Genomic DNA, 18,797 nt, shown 5'->3' on the forward strand with positions numbered 1-18,797 from the left:
GGGCCGTCGAAGGCGGTGGCGGGGCGGAGAGTGGCTACGGTTCCGTCCCGCAGACGGGCGGTGAGGCCGTCGCGGACGCGCAGATACGCCCGGCGGACGGCGTGTGCGCCGGCGCCGAGGGCGAAGCGGTCCGCGTGGGCGGCGGCCCAGGCGAAGAAGGTGTCGCGCTGCCGCAGCAGTGCCCGGCTGGACGACATCGAAGTCGTACCAGTCCCAGGGGCCGACGACCCTGTCGAGGACCATCCGGCCGGTGCGCTGCGGGAAGCGGGCGGCGTAGGCGGCGCCGAGATAGGTGCCGTAGGAGACGCCGAGGAAGTCGGTCCGCGGTTCCCCCGAGCGCGGCCCGTATCGCGTCCATGTCCTGCGCGATCTGCTCCGTCGAGAGGTACGGCAGCACGCCGGCCTCGCGCGCCGCGGTGTTCGGCCGGGGTGCCGGAGGCGGGGAGGCGGGAGACCGCCACCTCGATGCGTCGGCCGTCTGGGTGCGCCCAGTCCAGCGGGACGCTGAGCCGGGCGCACTCGACACGGCGGGGGCGGCGGGCAGGGCGGTAAGGGACTGGTAAATGAAAATGATTATCGATAGCTTGTCTGGGTGCAAGGCCCGGCCCCTCCCGTCCGAGGGCTTCTCCGGGCTGCCCTGAATCCTGAACTCATGGCACGAAAAGGGGAGTTGTGGCTCATCTGCTGATGGTCGAGAGCTGGGTCGGGTCGATGAGCAGACTGCTGCCGAGGGCCATCCGGGAGGGTGGGCACGAGTTCACGTTCCTCACCCGCGATCTGCACCACTACCTCCGCTCGGCGCCCGAGGGCACCGCTCACCCGCTGCTCGGCGCGCGCAATGTCATCACGGCCGACACGAACGACCTGGCCACCCTGCTGCCCGCGATCGAGCGGCTGCACGCGGTGCTGCGCTTCGACGGTGTGCTCACCTCCTGCGACTACTACCTGCCGACCGTGGCGCGGATCGCCGGACGTCTTGGCCTGCCGGGTCCAGGACCGGAGGCCGTCGAGAACGCCTGCCGCAAGGACGCCACCCGCCGCGTCCTCGCCGACGCGGGGGTGCCCGGACCGCGTTACGCCGTGCACGAGGAGTGGGCCGATCTCGTCCGCGCGGCACGGGAGATCGGCTATCCGCTGGTGGTCAAGCCCGTCGACCTGTGCGCGGGTATGTATGTGCGCCGCGTGGACGACGAGGAGCAACTCGCCACGGCCGTACGCGCTTTGTCGGACTTCCCGGTCAACGCCCGGGGCCAGCGCCGGGATCCCGCGGTCCAGCTGGAGGAGCTGCTCGACGGCCCCGAGGTGAGCGTCGAGACCGTGTCGTACGCCGGGGCGGTGCACGTGGTGGGCGTGACCGACAAGAGCATCGGCGGGGCGCCCGCGTTCATCGAGACCGGGCACATGTTCCCGGCCGCCCTGTCGGCCGCCGACGCCGAGGCCGCCGAGCACACCGCCCGCACCGCGCTCAAGGCCCTCGGCCTCACCGACGGGGTCGTGGCGCACACCGAGATCAAGCTGACCTCCGCCGGTCCGCGTGTGGTCGAGGTCAATCCCCGCCCGGCCGGGAACCGCATCACCGAACTGGTCCGCCATGTCACCGGCATCGACCTGGCCGCGGCCTTCGTGGACGTCTCCCTCGGCCACCGACCCGACCTGCGGGGCGGCGACACAGGGCTGCGCAGCGCGGCCGTCGGCTTCCTGGTACCGGAGGCCGCCGGCACACTCGAAGCTCTCGGCGGCGATGAACTCCGCGACAGGCCAGACGTGTTGGAGCTACAGCTCGCCGAGCCGGGCCGACCGGTCACCGCGGCGGGCAGCAACAACGAGTACCTCGGGCACGTCATGGCGGCCGACGCCACCGGGCTGGGCGCCCGGGAGCGGGTCGAGGCGCTGCTCGGCGAGCTGCGGTCCGGGCTGGTGATCCGATGACCGCCGTCACCGGCACCTTGAGTCTCGACGACCTCCTCACCCGCGTCCGCGCCGGTGAGCTGGGCCCGGATCCGGCCGCACAGCGCGTCACCGTGGCCTTCACCACACGACAGGCCGTACGGCACGACGGACGCGGCACCGGCTATCGCAACGAGGTGCTGAGCCTGCGACTGGGCGGAGCCGTCGGCTCCTGCGCGGTGGAGCCCGGCGCCCTGTCCGACGAGACCGTGGAGGAGTGCGTGGGCGCCGATGTGGCCCGGCTGCTGGAGCATCCGGCGCTTCCGGTGCGCGTGGCAGCGCTGGACGCCTATCTGATGCACGTCACCCCGCACACGCCGGAGCACGGGGCGCGTCCCGTAGCTCTGTCCGCCGGTACCTCGCTCGAGAAGTCCCGCGCCCGGGCGGCGGCCGTGGTCGGTCTGCTCGACCTGCCGGCGGGCGCCACCGTGCTGGTGGTGGGCGTCGTCAACTCCCTTCTGGAGGCGTTGCGTTCGCGGGGGCTCGGGTACGTTCCCTGTGACCTCAAGGGTGGGCTGACCGAGTGGGGCGAGGCGGTCGTGACCGACGCGCTCGCCGAGGCGGGCCGCTGCGACGCGCTGCTGGTGTCGGGGATGACCCTCGGCAACGGCACGTTCGAACCGCTGCGGGAACACGCGCGGACGTACGGCAGGCCGCTGGTCGCGTTCGCGCAGACCGGCAGTGCCGTGCTACCGCGCTTCCTCGGCCACGGGGTGAGCGCGGTGTGCGCCGAGCCGTACCCCTTCTTCTGGCTCGACGGCGGCCCGGGGGCCGTCCACCACTACGGCGGCGGCGCGGGTGCCGTCCACAACGGCGGCGGCCCAGGCGCTGCGTCGCGCGGCGACCGTCCGGAGGGCGGACGATGACCACCACCGCCGTTCTCCCCGTCGCCCGCCCGGAACTGCTCGGCCTCCTCGGCCGCACTCCCCTGCTCCGCGTCACCGCCGAACTACCCGGCCCGCATCCCGGCTTCTGGGCCAAGCTCGAAGGGCTCGCGGCGGGCGGTATGAAGGCGCGGGCCGCCGTGTCGATGCTGCTGGGCGCCCGGGAGCGCGGCCAACTGCTGCCCGGCGCACCGGTGGTGGAGTCGACGTCGGGGACGCTCGGCATCGGGCTCGCCTTCGCGGGCCAGGCCCTCGGCCACCCCGTCGTGCTGGTCGGCGACAGTGAACTGGAGGCGTCCATGCGGCAGTTGCTGCGCGCCCACGGCGTCCGGCTGGAGCTCGTGGACCGTCCTGCCCCCGTGGGCGGCTGGCAGGCCGCGCGGCTGGATCGGCTGCGGGAGCTGCTGGCGGTGCTGCCCGGCGCGTACTGGCCGGACCAGTACAACAATCCCGACAACACTGCCGGTTACGCCTCGCTGGCCGCCGAACTCGTCGACCGCCTCGACCATCTGGACATCCTGGTGTGCAGCGTCGGCACGGGCGGTCACAGCGCCGGCCTCATCGGCCCGCTGCGCCGACGCTGGCCCGCGCTGCGGCTGATCGGCGTCGACTCGACCGGGTCCACCATCTTCGGCCAGCCCGCCCGGCCCCGGCTGATGCGCGGTCTCGGCAGCAGCATCCACCCGCGCAACGTCGCCTACGACGCCTTCGACGAGGTCCACTGGGTCGGCCCCGCCGAGGCCGTGGACAGCTGCCGTCGCCTCGCCCTGGGCAGCTTCGTCAGCGGCGGCTGGAGCACCGGCGCCGCCGCCCGCGTCGCGGCCTGGGCCGCCCGCGTCCATCCCGGCGCGGTCGTCGCCACCGTCTTTCCCGACGGCCCGCACCGCTACCTCGGCACCGTCTACGACGACGACTTCGCCGCCGCCCACGGCCTCCACCCGGCCACGGCCGCCACCCGCCCCGTCGAGATCCCCCACCCCCGCGCCGCCGAGGCCACCGGCTGGGTGCGCTGCACCCGCGTCGCCGATCCCCTGCTCCTGGAAAGGACCCCGTGAAGGCCAGCCTGCGCACCGTACGCCTCGCCCTCGCCGAGCCGCTGCGCATCTCCCGCTCCACCATGTCCGCCCGCGACGCCGTGTGGCTCACCGTCGAGCACGACGGTGTCACCGGTCACGGCGAGGCCGTCACCAGCGTCTACTACGGCCTCGACACCGACACTCTCGTACGACTGCTCGCCGCCGCCGGTACGGCCCTCGCACGCTTCCCCGACCCGGAAAGCGCGCTGTGCGCAGTCGAGTTGACGCCCGAGGGCACGCCCCCGGCCGTGACCGCCGCCGTCGAGGCGGCCCTGTTCGACCTCGTCGGCAAGCGGGCCGGGGTCCCCGTCCACCGGCTGCTCGGCAGGGAGGAACCGCCGGTCGCAGCCACCGCCCGCACCATCGGCATCACGTCGCCGGCCGACGCGGCGACGCAGGCGCGACGGCTCGCGGCGAGCGGCTTCGAGGTCCTCAAGGTCAAGGCGGGAACCGTCGACCCGGAGGACGACGTGGAACGTGTCCGTGTCATCCGCGACGTCGCTCCCGGCGCCCGACTGCTCCTCGACCCCAACGGCGCCTGGACGCCGGCCCAGGCCGAGGCGCTGCTCCCCCGGTTCGCCGAGCTCGGCGTCGAGGCCGTCGAGCAGCCGCTCGCGCCCGGCACCCCGGAGGCACTGGGCGCGCTGGCGGAACGCTCACCCCTGCCGGTCATCGCCGACGAGGACGCGGTGGACCTGGACGACGTACGCCGCCTCACCGGACGCGTCCAGGGCGTCAACGTCAAGCTCGCCAAGTGCGGCGGTATCCGTGCGGCCCTGCGGATCGCCGCGGCGCTCGACGGCAGTGGCACGGAGCTGATGCTGGGTTGTCTCACCGCCAGCAGCCTCGGGCTGGCGCCCGCCGTGCACCTGGCCGACCGCGCCCGCTGGACCGACCTCGACGGGCATCTGCTGCTCGCCCACGACCCGTGGACCGGCATCGACGGAGCGGACGGCGTCGTCCGGGCGAACGGCCTGCCCGGTCTCGGAGTCGTGGAGGTGGGGGCGTATGAGGACGTGGCGTGAGATGCGCGGCTTTCCGCTCGCCGTCCAGCTCCTGCTGGTCAACCAGCTCGGCGTCAACACCGGCTTCTATCTCCTCATCCCCTACCTCGCCACCCATCTCACCGACAACCTGGGCATGTCGGCGGCCGTCGTCGGCATCGTCCTCGGAGTGCGCAACCTCAGCCAGCAGGGCCTGTTCATCGTCGGTGGCTCGGCCTCCGACCGGCTCGGTGCGCGCGGCGTCATCATCGCCGGATGCGCGCTGCGGACCGTCGGATTCGCACTGTTCGCGCTCGGCGACGACCTGGGCGTGCTGCTCGCCGCGTCCGTGCTCAGCGGGCTCGCCGGGGCGTTGTTCAACCCGGCCGTGCGCACCTACATCGCCCAGGAGGCGGACGAGCGCAAGGCGGAGGCGTTCGCCCTGTTCAACGTGTTCGCCACGACCGGCGCCCTGATCGGGCCGCTGCTGGGCAGCGCGCTGCTGCTCGTCGACTTCCGTACGTCCGCGCTCACCGCGGCCGGGATCTTCGCCGTCCTCACCGTCGCCCAGGCCCTGGTCCTGCCCGCCCGCAAGGTGGAACCCGGCCGAGGCACGGTGCTCGGGGACTGGCGTGAGGTGCTCGGCAACCGGGCCTTCCTCGCCTTCGCGCTCGCGATGGTCGGCATGTTCACCCTGGAGAACCAGCTGTATCTGCTGCTGCCCGACGGCGCACGGCGGGCCACCGGCTGGGACGGTGCCGCGGGGCTCGTCTTCCTGGTCGGCACGCTCACCAACCTGGCGCTGCAACTGCGGATCACACGGGCCCTCAAGGCGCGGGGGGACAGGGCGCGCTGGATCGCCACGGGCCTCGGGCTGATGGCGGTGGCGTTCCTGCCGCCCGCCCTGGTCGTGGGCTCCTCCGGTCATCCCGCGCTGCGCGCGCTGCCCGTCCTGGCCGGTGCCCTGCTGCTCTACCTCGGGGTGATGGTCGCCCAGCCGTTCGTCATGGAGCTGATCCCCGGGTTCGGCCGCAGCGAGCTGACCGGCACCTACTTCGGCGTCTTCTACGTGGTGTCCGGCATCGCCGCCGCCGTCGGCAGCACCGTCGTCGGCTGGGCCATGGACGCCGGGGAGCGCGGCGACGCCGAATGGCTGCCGTGGGCCTGCTGCGCCCTCTTCGGGCTGGCCTCGGCGCTGGGCGTGGCCTGGCTGCGCCGGACGGGCTCGCTCCCGACGCCGCAGAGGCCCGCCGTACCCGTACCGGCGACGGCTTGAGGAGGCACCCCGGATGGCTCCTCCGCGCAATCTCCTCACCGACAACCCCGAGCTGTACGAGGCCCGCTTCCCCGACCCCGACCGGCTGGCCGGGCGCTGGACGGAGGACTGTCTGCGCCGGTACCGGGCCGGACCCCGCGTCCTCGACATGGGCTGCGGCACCGGCCGCGACGCCGCCCACCTGGCCGACGCTGGCCGCGCGGTCACGGGCGCCGACGTGTCCGAGGCGATGCTCGCCCACGCCCGCGTCCACCATCCCGGGCCCGTGTACGTCCACGCCGACCTGCACGGGTTCGACGTGGGGGTGTTCGACGCCGTCGTGTGCCTGGACAGCGCGCTGCTGTACTGCCACACCAACGCCCAGCTGGACGCGTTCCTGACGTCCTGCGGCCGTGCTCTGTCGCCCGGCGGGCTGCTGGTCGCGGAGATGCGCAACGGCGCGTACTTCCTCGGCCGTACCGACCTCCTGGACACGCCCACCGTCAGCTCCTTCACCTGGCGGGGCACCGTCCACCGCTCCACGACCACACTCACCGTGGACCGCACGTCCCAACTCCTGCGCCGCACCCGCGTATGGACCGCGGACGACGGCTCGGCGCCGGTCGAGCAGCGCTCCGCGTGGCGGCTGCTGTTCCCGCTGGAACTACGGAAGCTGCTGGCCTCGCACGGCTTCGAGGTGCTCGAACTGCACGACGGCCCCGGCCCGCGCACCGAACCACCTTGGCGAGAGGGCCGGTTGCCCGACGGCACGACGGACGCGGACCGGCTGCATCTCGTCGCCCGCCTCAACTCCCCCGCCTGACCTCACACTTCAAGGACATCCATGTACGACGAACGTCATCCCGGCCTGCGCCGACGCGGTTTCCTCGCCGCCACGTCACTGGGCGCGCTGACCCTCGCCGGGTGCGCCGGCACCGACGAGGGCGAACCGAGGAGCGGCGGCGCTCCGAAGAGCGGTGGGCGGCTGCGAGCCGCGTTCGCGGGCGGCGGTGCCGGCGAGACCCTCGATCCGCACCTGGCCAACCTCTTCGCCGACGCGGCACGCGCCAAGGCCCTGTACGACAAGCTCGCCGACTACGGCGCCGACCTGTCCGCCCGGCCCCGGCTCGCCGCGAAGTGGGAGGCGAACAAGACACTGGACCGCTGGCAGGTGACGCTACGTCAGGCCATGTTCCACGACGGCCGGCCGGTCACCGCCGCCGACGTCCTGTACAGCTACCGCCGCATCGCCGACCCGGACCAGGCGTTCCGTGCCAAGGCCTCCCTGGAGCCCATCGACCTCGACGCCAGCCGGGCGACCGGACAGCGGACGATCGAGTTCGTGCTCAAACGGCCCACGGCCGAATTCCCCAACGTGCTGGCCGCGTTCGGGGCGTACATCGTCCCGGACAAGGCAACCGACTTCGACAGGAAGCCCATCGGCTCCGGCCCCTTCCGCTTCGTCTCCTTCGCCCCCGGCCGCTCGGCCGTCTTCCGCCGGTACGACGACTACTGGGAGGGCGCCCCGCATCTGGACGAGGTCGAGTTCGTCGTCGCCAACGAGGAGTCGGCCCGCGTCAACGCGCTCCTCGGCGGACAGATCGAGTACGCGCACGAGTTGAACCCCACGACCGCCCGCGCCCACGAAGGCAGGGGACAGATCGAGATCGTGCGGCTGCGCAACAGCGCCATGCAGGCGTTCTGCATGAAGACGGACCGGCCGCCCTTCGACGACGCGCGGGTACGGCAGGCGTTCTTCCTCATCGCCGACCGGCGCGAACTCGTCGACGGGGCCCTGTCCGGTGCCGGGGTGGTCGGCAACGACCTGTTCGGCAAGGGGTACGAGTACTACGACGACTCGCTGCCCCAACGCGAACAGGACCTCGGCAAGGCCCGTGCCCTGCTCAAGCAGGCCGGTGCCGAGCACCTCAAGGTCACCCTGGACACCTCGGCCGTCGCCGCCGGGTTCACCGAGGCCGCGAGCATCTTCCGCGACCAGGCCGCCAAGGCCGGAGTCACCGTCGAAGTGAAGATGGGCAGCAAGGACTCCTACTGGGCCGACATCCTCAACAGCGGCACCCTGTGCTGCTACCGCTCGGGCGCCCTGCCCATCGAGGCCCACATCTCCCAGCGGCTGCTGACCGACTCCACCACCAACGCCACCCAATGGCGGCACAAGGACTTCGACGCCCTCTACGAGCAGGCCCAGTCCACCCGCGACGCGACCGCGCGGGCCGCCGTCTACGACCGGATGCAGCGCCGTCTGCACTCCGAGGGCGGCTTCCTGATCTGGGGGTTCGCCGACTGGATCCTCGGAACGGCCCGCAATGTACGGGGTGTTGAGGCCAAAGCGCCCGCCAACACTCTGGACTGGGCTCGGTTCGACAAGGTCTGGCTGGCGTGAGCGGAGTGCGTTCCTTCGTCGCCCGGCGGCTGCTTCTCGGTGCCGTGCAGACCGTGGCCGTGGTGCTGCTGGTCTTCGCGCTCACCGAGGCGCTGCCGGGCGACGCGGCGGTCGCCCTGGCCGGTGACCAGCCCGACCCGGCCCGGATCGCCGCGATCCGCGAGGCCATGCGGCTCGACGAGCCCGCCCACGAGCGGCTGGCCGACTGGGCGGCGGGGCTGCTCCACGGCGACCTCGGCACCTCGCTGGTCTCCGGCCGCCCGGTCGGCCAGTACATCGCCGAGGGATTCGGGCCGACGCTCCTGCTGGCCACGCTCACTCTGGCGCTGCTCATCCCTCTGGGCTTCGGCCTGGGGGTGCTCGCCGCCCGCCATGAGGGCCGCCCGGCCGACCGGTTGATCAGTTCGGTGACGCTCGCCGTGTACGCGATACCCGAGTTCGCCCTCGGGGTGCTCCTGGTGACCGTCCTGGCACTCCAGTTGGCCTGGCTGCCCCCGACCGCCGTGGGATACGGCACCGACCTGCTCGGCCATCCCGCCGCGCTCGTCCTGCCGGTGCTGGTGCTGTTGTCGCGTCCGGTGTGCTCGCTGTCCCGGCTGGTGCGGGCGGGCATGATCGACGCGCTGGCCTCGCCGTACGTGGCCCACGCCCGGCGCTACGGCATCTCCGGCACCCGGATCCGCTACACCCACGCCCTGCCCACCGCGCTCGCCCCCGCCGTACAGCAACTCGCCCGCACCGTGGACTGGTTGCTGTGCGGCGTCATCGTCGTGGAGGCGCTGTACGTGATTCCGGGGCTCGGCACCGTGCTGCTCGACGCCGTCGCCGCACGCGACGTGCCGGTGGTGCAGGGGCTCGCCGTCGTGTTCGGCGTGCTGACCGTCGTACTGAACCTGGGCGCCGACCTCGTGGCCCACCGGCTCGCTCCGCGGGCGGGGGTGGCCGCGTGAGCACGTGGCGTACGGGGCGCTTCGCGTTCGGGGTCGCGGTCGTCGCCGTACCGCTGGCGATCGCCTTGCTGGGGCCGGTGTTCGCGGGTGAACCGGGGCCACGGGCGGCGTCGTTCACGCTCGGCGGGGGTCACTGGCTCGGCACCGACTTCGTGGGCCGAGACGTGTGGCGGCAGGTACTGCACGGCGGCCGTCCTGTGGTGCTGACCGCGCTGGCCGCCACGGCGTTGTCGTATCTCGTCGCGCTCCCGGTCGGTCTGCTCGGCGCGCTCACTCATCGGCGCTGGCTGGAGGAGCTGTTGATGCGTCCCCTGGACGTGCTGCTCGCCGTGCCGTCACTGCTGCTGATCCTGCTGGCGGCGACCGTGTTCGCGCCGGGTGCGGTCGGGCTCGCCCTGCTGGTCGCGCTGGTCAACGTGCCCGACGCGGCCCGTCTCGTCCGGGCCGCCGCCGCGGAGGCCGCCGCCCGGCCCGCCGTCGAGGCGCTGCGGATGCAGGGCGAGACCTGGTGGCGGACGGCCGTCGGCTATGTCGGACGGTCCATGCTGCGCACCCTGGCGGCCGACGCCGGGACACGGCTGACGGGCGTGCTGTATCTGGTCGCGACGGCGGCGTTCCTCGGTGTGGGGGTGGCTCCGGACGCCGCTGACTGGGCGGTCATGGTCGACCGCAACCGGACGGGCCTGTTCGTCCAGCCGTGGGCCGTCGTCGTACCCGTCCTGTTGATCGTCGCCCTGACGACCGGCACCAACCTCCTTTTCGACGCCGCGCTCGGGGGCGACCGGAGCCGCGGCCCAAGCATGAGGTCGATCAGATGAAAGAGACCGACGAGCCCTTGGCCGAGCTGAGGGATCTCCGCGTCGAGGTCGCCGGCCGGGCGATTGTCGACGGGGTGACACTCCGGGCCCTGCCCGGCAAGGTCGTCGCCCTCGTCGGGGCGTCCGGCAGCGGCAAGACGACCACGGGGCTGGCCCTGCTCGGCGAGTTCCCGCGGGACGCCCGCGTCACCGGTGAGGTGCGTCGCGGGGCCGGTGGCCGGGTGGGTTACATCCCCCAGCATCCCGCGGCCGCTCTCAACCCCGCCCGCCGGGTCTCCGCGCTCCTCACGGACATCGCCCGCGCCCAGGTGAGGCATCTGCCGCGGGCACAGCGCCGGGCGGCGGCCCGCGAACGGGTCCTGCGCTCCCTCGCCGAGGCCCAACTTCCCGATGCGACACTCTTGTTGAGGCGCTACCCGCACCAGCTCTCCGGTGGCCAGCAGCAGCGCGTCGTCCTCGCCCAGGCTCTGCTGCTGGGTGCCCGGATCGTCGTCGCCGACGAGCCCACCACCGGTCAGGACGCGCTCACCAAGAGCCGTGTCGTCGAACAGTTGGCCGCCGTCGCCGCACGCGGCATCGCGGTGGTGCTGCTCAGCCATGACCTGGACGTCGTACGGGCGCTCGCCGACGAGGTGATCGTCATGCGGGCGGGACGCGTCGTCGAGTCGGGTTCGCCGGAACGCGTCCGGCTTGCGCCCCGGCACCCCTGGACGCGTGAACTCCTCGCCGCACAGCCGGAGTTCAGGGCACCCGACGACGTATCCGGGCGGCCCGTCCTGGAGGTCCGCGGCCTCACCGCCCGCCATCGGGACGCCGAGGTGCTGCTGCTGCCCCGACTCGACCTGAGCACAGGCGAATGCCTGGCCGTCATCGGCCGTTCCGGCAGCGGCAAGACCACCCTCGCCCGCTGCCTGGCCGGGCTGCACCGCGACCACGACGGCGAGATCCTCCTGGAGGGCACCCCCTTGCCGCGCAGCCTGCGTGCCCGCAGCCGCGCGCAACTGGCGGCCGTGCAGTACGTCTTCCAGGACCCGCGCGCGGCCTTCGACGAACACCGTCCGGTCCTGCACCAGGTCGCGCGCACGGCGGTCCGGCTGCGCGGCACCGACCCCGTCGACGCATCACAGGAGGCCCTGGCCACGCTGGCCGCACTCGGTCTGGGCGAGGATCTCGCCCGTCGGCACCCCGGGCTGCTCTCCGGCGGTGAACTCCAGCGGGCCGCCCTCGCCCGGGCCCTGCTGGCCCGCCCCCGCGTGCTCGTCTGCGACGAGATCACCTCCGGCCTCGACAGCGTCACCCGCCGCGGCATCCTGGACCTCCTCACCGCCCTGCTGCACGACCGCGACGACCTGTCGCTCGTCCTGATCACCCACGACCTCGACACCGCCGCCCTGGCCCAGCGCATCGCCGTCCTGGACGCCGGCGAACTCGTCGAACAGGGCCCGGCCCGGCGTGTGCTCACCATGCCGCGCCATCCGTTCACCAGGTCCCTCGTGGAGACGGCGAGGCGGCTGCCGACGTCTGCCCGTGGCGCCGGTGAGGAATCGCGGGCCGTCTAGGACTCCCGCGCTCAGCGGGCGCTGCGAGGGTCGCAACTGCGCTTCGCTCCGGCGCCCCGGCTGATGCTCGCCCCGGCGCCTGGTTGCCGTAGGCACTATGACGCGTCGTCCACCGGGGGCAGTGCCGACCGGATCTCCTCCAGAAGCGTCTCGTACCGCTCCCCGTAGGTGACCACGGCCGCGAACACCGCGTCGAGCGCGGCCCGGAGCGGGTCCGACTCGGCGGCACCGGTCACCGCGGGGAGTGCCATGTGCGGCTGGGAAATCCGCCGGGACGGTTCCGGGGCGCCGATCGTGACCGCCATGGTGGCCGACCCGGCTCCGGTCCGACGCTTCGGCACTTCTGCCATGACGGCGCCGGCGGGGCCGATCACCTGAGGTTCCGACCAGGTCTGCACCTCCGGTCGCTCCGTCGGCGACCGGAAAGGGGGCCGCTCGGGCGGGACGGCCTCACCCACCGTCCCGTCCGGGGCGTGCGGGTCGTCGGACAGGGTCCGCCACATGCTGTCCCAGTCGTCGAAGGGCGGCGGCAGCGTGCGCCCTTCCGCCAGGGCGGCCAGACCGTCGGTCACCCAGCCGAGGGCGGTGAGACCGGACAGTTCGCACGCCCGCCGAGCCGCCAACACCGCCACCGCGCGCTGGACTTCAGGACCGGCGGCGTCGATGGCATGGACCAGAGGCGGATCGAAGCGCACCAGGCCCCAGACGTTCCCCCGGACCGCGCGCAGCGCCTCGCTCGGCAACTGCCCGCCCCACTCCCAGCGTTCATGAGCCAGCCGGTGCTCCCGCTCGGCCCGCTCCTTCTCCAACCGCTCGCGGCGTTCGGCCTCGGCCCGCTCGGCGGGGGTGGGCGCCGGCGGCTGTTCACGGGCGAAGGCGTGCCAGTAGGCGGCGATCTTGGAGGTCTCCTTGAGGATGCGGTCGGTCTCCGGCGGGGCGGGCCAGAACTGCAGCAGATAGCGGTCCAGTTGCGGCTCGGAGTCCAGCCGGGTGTCCTTCCTGTGCGCCTCGTCCATGCCCTTCGCGCAGTAGCGCACCCGGTAGTCGATCTCCTCCAGGTCCAGCTCCCACATGTCCTCGCCCGCCCACTGCATGAGCCGGCTCTCCGCCGAGGCCGGGCGGAAGGACACCTCCACCACGTCCTCCCACCGCGGATCCAGCGGCGGCTGCTCCTCGTGGACCTCGACGGTGAAGCCGACGTCACCCGTGTGCAGCCCCGTCGTCAGCCACAGCGAGCCCGGGGTCGCGGCGCCGCACAGTCCGCCGCGCTGTCCGGCGAACGCCTCGTCGAGATCCGGGCCGAAGGTGTCCGGGTCGCTCTCGACATAGATCTGACCGTAGTGAACGAACACTTCGCCCTCGACCGGCCTGCGCATCGCTACCTCCCGCGTGGTGTGCCCATCACCCTACGGACGGCCACTGACAACGCCGCCAGCTCAACGCGACTCGGCTCTGGTCAGCCGGTTGTGGAGGTGGACGAGCAGCGGACGGGTCCGGGCGGCGACGTCGAGGCCCAGGCGGACGCTCCAGTAGCGGCCGTGGTCGCTGGTCTGCGCCACGAGGATGGCGCGTTGCCCGGAACCGGAGTTCGGCGAGCCGTGCGCCATGTGTGACCACGCCTCCCTGATCTGGGCCTCCAGAAAGGCCCGGTCGCCCGACGCGTCGGTGAGCAGTACGAAACGATGGACGGGGACGCGGTCGATGACCCGCTGCAGTTCGAACCGGGTGCCCTCGTTCTCCCTCCGGTAGCCCGACAGATCGATGACCACCAGGTCCACGTGGGTCAGCAGCGTGTCCACCGCCGACTTCCAGAAGCCGCCGTGACACAGCAGCGCACGGACCGGATAACTGCCGTACGCGTCCTTGACCAGGACCGCGCCCCGAGCGGCGCCCAGGAGTCGGTGGCGGCCACGGGGCAAGGGGTGGACGGGCTGGTGGTAGAGCTCCTCGGACATCCGGGCCCGGCTGTTGATGAACATCTTGGTGGTCCCCAGCCGGTGCGCCTCCCGCAACTCCGTGGGGGACACCGAGGCGGCGCTGCGGATGAGATGGACGTACCCGAACTCCCGCCAGGCGCCTCGCATGAAGTCGCGCACTCGGGGTTCGTTGTCGAAGAGGCGGAGGTAGGCGATCCGCCAGGGCCGCCGGTCGATCACGTTCTTCTCCCGGGTGACCTGATGGAGCTCCGCGTAGCGGCCCGCGATCGGCGGCTGGAACCTGACGTCCAGGGAGGGGATGGCGGAGGCTCGGCGGGGGGACACCAACGCCGGGTGGGAGAGGGTGAGTCCGACGAGGTTCGGGTCCTCCGAGAGACGCTCGACCGTGCGGGAGCTGTACCAGCGGCGGAACAGGGCGACGGCGGGCACCAGACAGGCCGTGGCGAACAGCGCCAGGAACACGCCCGTGTAGATCTTTCCGAGCCGGCTGTCGTCCTCCTGCGTGGGCGCCTCGCCCAGCAGGACGAGCACACCGTAGAAGGCCAGCGCGGCGAGGATCACGGCGACCCAGGAGCCCAGGAAGACGCCCACCGTGTAGTAGCCGGCCCGCACGCTCAGCCGTCCCGACCGGCGCACCGAGTCGTGTCTCGCCTCCGGCGGTACCAGCGCGGCGAGTTCGGGGTCCTGGGCCCAGCGCTCGTATCTGCGCGCGGTGCGCCATTGCGCGACGGCGACCGCCGTAGCGGCGAGGAAGCCCAGCCCTACAAGTCCGAGAACCGCCGTCATGGTCGGAAAGAACCGGTCCGGCACGTCCAACTCCACGTACGGCCACCCGTCCGGCCAGTCACCGAGCCCGTAGGACCGTACGACCCACGCCAGCACACCGGCGACGAGGGTCACGCGCGCCCGCCCGAAGACGTCTCCGCGCAGCTCCTCGGGGTCCTTCCGCACTCTGCGCATGTCCCCACCCCCGTGTGTCGCGGCGAGTGTAAGTCCGCGGCTCACGGGACGAAAACGTTCCGTCGGAGTCCCTCATCAGACAGAACGGGTGTCCTGCCGGGTCGATGATGACCCGCCACCGCACCTCGTTCGGCCGGCCGGGGTGTGGCATCTCCGTGAGTAGAGGCGGGCCGGTCGTGCTGATTGTGCGGACGCCTCTTCGCGGTCGCTAGGTGTTCTTCGCCGCCCGGGCCCGGTACGCCGCCACCGTCGTCCGGCTCGCGCACGCGTTGGAGCAGAAGCGGCGTGTCCGGTTCCGTGACTGGTCGACGAAGTAGTTCCCGCACCCGGCCGCCGCGCACCGTCCCAGCGTCACCGCCGGGTCCCCAGCCACGATCAGGGCGAGCTGCGCGGCGATCAACTGCCCGACCCAGCGCTCCGCCGGGGTGCCGTTGCGGCTGAAGTGGATGTGCCAGCCGCCGAGTCCGTCATGGTCGGAGATATGCATCTCCGGCGGGTAGTCGCGCAGCAGGCGGTGCACGGCCTCGGGTGCGGCCCCGTCCACTGCCTGCTCCAGGGCCGCGCGCACGAGGTCTGGGAGCCCGCCGTAGTCACCACCCGCCGGGGCGACGACCTCGTGCTCCGCGAAGAACGCGCCGACCAGCTCGCCGTGCCGGTCGAGGGTCCCGGTGTTGGCCAACTCGACGGCCAGCCGCGCCACGTTCCCGGTGTAGTCACCGTACTGCACTTGACCACCTACATCGCCGCTTCCTAATGTAGGCGCCATGTTAACTGACGCCACCTACACGGCTCGACGTCTGCATGTGCTCGGCGAGTGGGACGCCGCGCTCGCCGCCTTGGGCCCGGTCACCGAGCCCGAGTTGCGCGCGGAGATCGCCGTCGACCGCTGGTTCTTCCGGATCGAGGGGCACGAGGAGGCCGAGAAGGCGGTCGCGGCGCTCGACCCCGAATCTCCGACCGCACACCTGCTCACGGGACGTCTCGCCTACAGCCGACTGCTTTTCCGGCACGCCTCCCGACCCGACGACCGCGCGGTGGCCGAGGCCGCCTATCGCGCGGCGGCGGAGAGCGGCGCGAAGAGCGGCGACGACACCGTCCGCGCCTGGGCCGAGTACCACTGGGCCGTGCTGCTGGACAACATCGACGAGGACCCGGCCGGCGCCGTGCCGCGCTACGAGAGAGCTCTCGAGATCGCGACACGGTCGGGCGACGGCTACCTCGAGTCCTACATCATCCGGCATCTCGCCCCGCACCGACCGCCCGCCGAGCGCCTCGCCATGCTGCGCCGCTCACTCCATCTGCGCGCCGCGCTCGGCGCCCGGCCCCAGACCGTCGCCGCCCAGGCCCTCCTCGCCGAGGAACTCCCCGAGGACGACCCCGAACGTGCCGAGCTCGTACGGGCGTTCCGCCCCGGCGCGGAGGAACTGCGCATCGGCTGGCTCCTCTCGGAGAACTGAACCACCGGCGCCGCCCGGACCAGCCGCCGAGCCGGCGTGGCGAACAACAGCCAGTACAAAATCCCCCGCCGCCGGTCGCCGGGGCGGGGGAAACGCCAGGTCGGTGTGCGCATACGGTGAGCGCAGCTTCGTGACACGTGCGAGAAGGAGACGGGATGAGTGGGCGGCGGGCGACGGGGTCCGGCGGGTTCGTGAAGGTGTGCGGACTCACCCAGGAACAGCAGATCGACTGGGCCATCGAGCTCGGATACGACGCCATCGGGATCGTGGTGACGCCCAGGAGCAAGCGCTACTGCCCGCCGGAACGGGCGGTGGAACTCGCCGCCCACGCCCGCGGGCGGATTCCGTCGTTCGCCGTGGCCCTGGCCCACGCCGAGACGACCGCCGTCGCCGAGCACTTCGACACGATCCAGGTGTACGAGATGGTCGACATCCCCAACCTCGCCCTCGCCTCCGGCGCCCCGCCCGAGCGCCCCGAGGCCCTGGAGTACTTCTTCTACGACGCCAGCACCGGCAGCGGCGTCTTCGCGGACATCCCCGAGTGGGTCAGGGACGTGCCCGGCCGGGTCGTGATCGCCGGCGGCCTCGACGAGCACAACGTGGCGGGCGTGATCGACGCGTTCGCCCCGTACGGGGTGGACGTCTCCAGCAGCGTCGAGACCTCGCCGGGCATCAAGAGCCGGGAGAAGATGGCCGCCTTCATCGCCGCGGCCCGCTCGCACTGACCCCGCGCGGGACGGTTCAGCCCGCTCGCCCCAGCAGGCCGAGCAGGGGCCCCGCGGGCAGCGGGTGACGCGTCCGCCCGTGCGGGCCCGTGGTCGTCGTGGCCGTCAGCAGGGAGTTGAGGACGGCCTCCTCCACGGCGTCGAGCACCGCGACGAAGAGGGGGTCGAGCAGGTCGTCGGGCAGTACGGCCGGACCGGCGGCCTCGCCCAGGGGGCGGGTGCCGAAGGCGAGACCGTAGTCCCCGCTGCCGTGGCCGTACCCGGCACCGACCCTGGCCAGCGCGTAGACCGCGCGGTGGGCCACCCGGGTCAGCTGACGGGCGTCGAGCGGTGCGTCGGTGGCGGCCACGACCATGCAGGAGCCGCGGTCGGGCCCGGCGTCCGGGTCGGGCAGACCGACGTCGACGGGGGTGACCGTGCGGCCCGAAATCCTGAGCGTGCCACCGAAGTTGGCCTGCACCAGCACGCCCAGGGTCACCTCACGTCGGGCCAGTACCAGCCTCCGTGACGAGGTGCCGACACCGGCCTTGAAGCCCAGTGCGGCGGTCCCCGTCCCCGCGCCGACGCATCCCTCGGCCACCGGCCCGCCGGACGCGCCCTCCAGGGCGGCCCGGACGTGTGCCTCGCGGACCGGGCGGGAGCGGATGTCGGACAGCAGCCCGTCGTTGCACTCCCCCACCACCGGGTTCACGCTCCGCACGCCCTCGTTCCCGGGCCGGTCCAGCATCCAGCCGACCAGGGCGTCGGCGACCCGGAACGCCGAGAGCGTCGACGTGAGCAGCACCGGCGTCTCCAGGGCGCCGAGCTCGGCCACCTGTGTACCGCCCAGCAGCTTGCCGTAGCCGTTGCCCACGAACACTCCGGCGGGCAACGGGCGGGCCGGACTCACCCCCTCGGGCACGATCGCGGTGACTCCGCTGTGCACGCGCGGTGAATCGGTGAGGGTGGTGTGTCCCACCCGGATGCCCGGCACATCGGTGACCGCGTTGTACGGCCCGGTGGGCAGATCACCGACGCCCAGCCCGATGTCCCGGGCCCTGGGGGCGGTGGGTGAGGGGGACGGATCCGGGGCGGGAGCGCTCATGAGGGGCACCATACGTCCGGGTCGTCGTCACCTCCGCCGGGTCTACGGCTTGTCGAGCCGGTCGGCCAGGTCGGCCAGTTCGTCGACGTACAGGTCGAAGCGGTCCTCGGGCGCGGGCGGGTCGCCGACGGGGCGGGCCACGTACGCGGTGCGCAGGCCGAGGCGCTGGGCTCCGCGCAGGTCCCAGGCATGGGCGGCGACCATCAGCAGCCGCTCCGGCGGCAGCCCGGAGACGGTGACGGCCAGCTGGTAGACGGCCGGATCCGGTTTGTAGGTCCGGGCGTCCTCGGCGGACAGGGCCTGGTGCCAGCGCAGTCCGGCGTGGGCGTTGAGCCCCAGCAGGGCCGTGCGGCTCGCGTTGGACAGGCCGATCAGGGGGAACCGTTCGGCGAGGCGGGCGAGTGCCGGCACCGTGTCGGGCCACGGCGGCAGCCTGCGGGCCGACCGGGCGAGCGCGGTGGCGTCGGCATCGACCGCGTCGGCGACCAGCTGCGCCGCTTCCCCGTCGATGGTCTCGCTGGTGACATAAGGCCTTGCCCCGTCCACGACGCGGCGTTGCTCGCGTTCGACGTGCCGCTGCCACAGCGCGAGGAGCTCCTCGACCCTGGTCTCGTCGAGCGAGGGATCGAGCGCGCGGATACCGGCGCGGAGCCCCGCCGGTTCGTCGACGAGGGTGCCGAGCACGTCGAACACGAGGGCGTCGATCTCCAGCACTGCCATGGGCACGGCCTCCTGAACGGTGGGGTACGGCGGGCGGC

At 72.7% G+C, this 18,797-nt stretch carries 17 protein-coding genes; 12 read left to right on the forward strand and 5 right to left on the reverse strand.

The window, feature by feature from the left end:
- The first annotated feature begins 672 nt into the window (after nt 1-672).
- Genes ACIHIX_RS37180 through ACIHIX_RS37225 form a run of 10 tightly spaced genes read left to right on the forward strand, consistent with a single transcriptional unit; the run spans nt 673 to nt 11,876 of the window.
- Nucleotides 673-1,929: an ATP-grasp domain-containing protein gene (locus tag ACIHIX_RS37180; RefSeq protein WP_399964223.1), complete on the forward strand. Its 1,257-nt coding sequence runs from the start codon at nt 673-675 to the stop codon at nt 1,927-1,929.
- Entirely contained in the window at nt 1,926-2,813 is an 888-nt protein-coding gene (locus ACIHIX_RS37185; RefSeq protein WP_399964225.1) for a hypothetical protein, read from the forward strand. Before ACIHIX_RS37180 ends, ACIHIX_RS37185 begins: the two co-directional genes overlap by 4 nt.
- Nucleotides 2,810-3,886 (forward strand): PLP-dependent cysteine synthase family protein, encoded by a 1,077-nt coding sequence (locus ACIHIX_RS37190; RefSeq protein WP_399964227.1) that lies wholly within the window; start codon nt 2,810-2,812, stop codon nt 3,884-3,886. Before ACIHIX_RS37185 ends, ACIHIX_RS37190 begins: the two co-directional genes overlap by 4 nt.
- Nucleotides 3,883-4,932: a dipeptide epimerase gene (locus ACIHIX_RS37195; RefSeq protein ID WP_399964229.1), complete on the forward strand. Its 1,050-nt coding sequence runs from the start codon at nt 3,883-3,885 to the stop codon at nt 4,930-4,932. The genes ACIHIX_RS37190 and ACIHIX_RS37195 overlap by 4 nt, the downstream gene beginning before the upstream one ends.
- Nucleotides 4,916-6,166 (forward strand): MFS transporter, encoded by a 1,251-nt coding sequence (locus ACIHIX_RS37200; RefSeq protein ID WP_399964231.1) that lies wholly within the window; start codon nt 4,916-4,918, stop codon nt 6,164-6,166. Before ACIHIX_RS37195 ends, ACIHIX_RS37200 begins: the two co-directional genes overlap by 17 nt.
- 13 nt (nt 6,167-6,179) lie before the next feature.
- Complete coding sequence (locus tag ACIHIX_RS37205; protein WP_399964233.1) at nt 6,180-6,968, forward strand: class I SAM-dependent DNA methyltransferase; 789 nt, start codon at nt 6,180-6,182, stop codon at nt 6,966-6,968.
- 21 nt (nt 6,969-6,989) lie between these two features.
- Nucleotides 6,990-8,549 (forward strand): ABC transporter substrate-binding protein, encoded by a 1,560-nt coding sequence (locus ACIHIX_RS37210; protein ID WP_399964235.1) that lies wholly within the window; start codon nt 6,990-6,992, stop codon nt 8,547-8,549.
- Nucleotides 8,546-9,499, forward strand: a complete 954-nt coding sequence (locus ACIHIX_RS37215; RefSeq protein ID WP_399964237.1) for an ABC transporter permease — start codon at nt 8,546-8,548, stop codon at nt 9,497-9,499. Before ACIHIX_RS37210 ends, ACIHIX_RS37215 begins: the two co-directional genes overlap by 4 nt.
- Nucleotides 9,496-10,317: an ABC transporter permease gene (locus tag ACIHIX_RS37220; protein WP_399964239.1), complete on the forward strand. Its 822-nt coding sequence runs from the start codon at nt 9,496-9,498 to the stop codon at nt 10,315-10,317. Before ACIHIX_RS37215 ends, ACIHIX_RS37220 begins: the two co-directional genes overlap by 4 nt.
- Entirely contained in the window at nt 10,314-11,876 is a 1,563-nt protein-coding gene (locus ACIHIX_RS37225; RefSeq protein WP_399964241.1) for an ABC transporter ATP-binding protein, read from the forward strand. Before ACIHIX_RS37220 ends, ACIHIX_RS37225 begins: the two co-directional genes overlap by 4 nt.
- Before the next feature lie 95 nt (nt 11,877-11,971).
- Here the strand turns inward: ACIHIX_RS37225 and ACIHIX_RS37230 are convergent, their stop codons facing one another.
- From ACIHIX_RS37230 to ACIHIX_RS37240, 3 genes are all read right to left on the reverse strand, one after another.
- Nucleotides 11,972-13,252 (reverse strand): hypothetical protein, encoded by a 1,281-nt coding sequence (locus ACIHIX_RS37230; protein WP_399964243.1) that lies wholly within the window; start codon nt 13,250-13,252, stop codon nt 11,972-11,974.
- Between the two features lie 60 nt (nt 13,253-13,312).
- Entirely contained in the window at nt 13,313-14,773 is a 1,461-nt protein-coding gene (locus ACIHIX_RS37235) for a hypothetical protein (RefSeq protein ID WP_399964245.1), read from the reverse strand.
- Nucleotides 14,774-14,981: 208 nt separating this feature from the next.
- Nucleotides 14,982-15,500 carry a CGNR zinc finger domain-containing protein gene (locus ACIHIX_RS37240; protein ID WP_399964247.1) on the reverse strand — a complete coding sequence of 173 codons (519 nt, stop codon included), beginning with the start codon at nt 15,498-15,500 and terminating at the stop codon, nt 14,982-14,984.
- Between the two features lie 37 nt (nt 15,501-15,537).
- Here ACIHIX_RS37240 and ACIHIX_RS37245 point away from each other — a divergent pair, with 37 nt between their 5' ends.
- Together ACIHIX_RS37245 and ACIHIX_RS37250 are read left to right on the forward strand one after the other, a co-directional pair.
- Entirely contained in the window at nt 15,538-16,230 is a 693-nt protein-coding gene (locus ACIHIX_RS37245; RefSeq protein WP_399964249.1) for a hypothetical protein, read from the forward strand.
- A 155-nt stretch (nt 16,231-16,385) separates the two neighbouring features.
- The gene (locus tag ACIHIX_RS37250; RefSeq protein WP_399964251.1) at nt 16,386-16,955 is read left to right on the forward strand and encodes a hypothetical protein; all 570 of its coding nucleotides are present in this window, start codon (nt 16,386-16,388) and stop codon (nt 16,953-16,955) included.
- A 16-nt stretch (nt 16,956-16,971) separates the two neighbouring features.
- Here the strand turns inward: ACIHIX_RS37250 and ACIHIX_RS37255 are convergent, their stop codons facing one another.
- Both ACIHIX_RS37255 and ACIHIX_RS37260 read right to left on the reverse strand, forming a co-directional pair.
- Nucleotides 16,972-18,039 (reverse strand): P1 family peptidase, encoded by a 1,068-nt coding sequence (locus tag ACIHIX_RS37255; protein ID WP_399964252.1) that lies wholly within the window; start codon nt 18,037-18,039, stop codon nt 16,972-16,974.
- Nucleotides 18,040-18,081: 42 nt separating this feature from the next.
- Nucleotides 18,082-18,759: a haloacid dehalogenase type II gene (locus ACIHIX_RS37260; protein WP_399964254.1), complete on the reverse strand. Its 678-nt coding sequence runs from the start codon at nt 18,757-18,759 to the stop codon at nt 18,082-18,084.
- Nucleotides 18,760-18,797: the final 38 nt, after the last annotated feature.

This window comes from Streptomyces sp. NPDC051913, from assembly GCF_044593635.1.
Lineage (GTDB): Bacteria > Actinomycetota > Actinomycetes > Streptomycetales > Streptomycetaceae > Streptomyces.

Bases quoted from the DNA above. Each gene is read 5' to 3' on its own strand.
- ACIHIX_RS37185 (WP_399964225.1), top strand. From the start codon at position 1,926: ATGACCGCCGTCACCGGCACCTTGAGTCTCGACGACCTCCTCACCCGC.
- ACIHIX_RS37190 (WP_399964227.1), top strand. From the start codon at position 2,810: ATGACCACCACCGCCGTTCTCCCCGTCGCCCGCCCGGAACTGCTCGGC.
- ACIHIX_RS37200 (WP_399964231.1), top strand. From the start codon at position 4,916: ATGAGGACGTGGCGTGAGATGCGCGGCTTTCCGCTCGCCGTCCAGCTC.
- ACIHIX_RS37205 (WP_399964233.1), top strand. From the start codon at position 6,180: ATGGCTCCTCCGCGCAATCTCCTCACCGACAACCCCGAGCTGTACGAG.
- ACIHIX_RS37210 (WP_399964235.1), top strand. From the start codon at position 6,990: ATGTACGACGAACGTCATCCCGGCCTGCGCCGACGCGGTTTCCTCGCC.
- ACIHIX_RS37225 (WP_399964241.1), top strand. From the start codon at position 10,314: ATGAAAGAGACCGACGAGCCCTTGGCCGAGCTGAGGGATCTCCGCGTC.
- ACIHIX_RS37230 (WP_399964243.1), bottom strand. From the start codon at position 13,252: ATGCGCAGGCCGGTCGAGGGCGAAGTGTTCGTTCACTACGGTCAGATC.
- ACIHIX_RS37235 (WP_399964245.1), bottom strand. From the start codon at position 14,773: ATGCGCAGAGTGCGGAAGGACCCCGAGGAGCTGCGCGGAGACGTCTTC.
- ACIHIX_RS37245 (WP_399964249.1), top strand. From the start codon at position 15,538: ATGTTAACTGACGCCACCTACACGGCTCGACGTCTGCATGTGCTCGGC.
- ACIHIX_RS37250 (WP_399964251.1), top strand. From the start codon at position 16,386: ATGAGTGGGCGGCGGGCGACGGGGTCCGGCGGGTTCGTGAAGGTGTGC.
- ACIHIX_RS37255 (WP_399964252.1), bottom strand. From the start codon at position 18,039: ATGAGCGCTCCCGCCCCGGATCCGTCCCCCTCACCCACCGCCCCCAGG.
- ACIHIX_RS37260 (WP_399964254.1), bottom strand. From the start codon at position 18,759: ATGGCAGTGCTGGAGATCGACGCCCTCGTGTTCGACGTGCTCGGCACC.